The sequence below is a fragment of the Massilia sp. CT11-108 genome, assembly GCF_047302915.1.
GTDB classification, from domain to species: Bacteria; Pseudomonadota; Gammaproteobacteria; order Burkholderiales; family Burkholderiaceae_D; genus Telluria; species Telluria orientalis.
Window position 1 is genome coordinate 1 of record NZ_JBKYMO010001402.1, and the last position, 316, is coordinate 316.

Annotated in this window: 1 protein-coding gene; it reads left to right on the top strand. The window is 72.8% G+C overall.

Translation table 11 applies throughout. The annotated features are described in order from the left end of the window. A partial coding sequence (locus ACEN88_RS35010) for an aldo/keto reductase (protein WP_413347027.1) occupies nucleotides 1-246 on the top strand: 246 nt, incomplete at its 5' end. Nucleotides 247-316: the final 70 nt, after the last annotated feature.

Genomic DNA, 316 nt, shown 5'->3' on the forward strand with positions numbered 1-316 from the left:
GCGCAGGTGGCGCTCGCGTGGACCTTGCTGCATCCGGCCGTCACGGCGCCCGTCATCGGCGCGCGCACGCTCGCGCAGGCCCAGGACAACCTGGGCGCGCTGGACGTGAAACTGGATCCGGACCACGTGACGCGCCTAAATGCGGCCAGCCGGCCGGCGCCCATCTTCCCGCAGCGCTTTACCGAACGGCCGCTCGTCCAGCAGCTCGTGTTCGGCGGCGCGGCAGTGGAACGGCGCGGCCGGTGACGGGATCAAGCCTCCGGTTCGGCCGGTTGCATGGCGCCGCGCACGGCCGTGAGGATGGCGTCCGATGCGG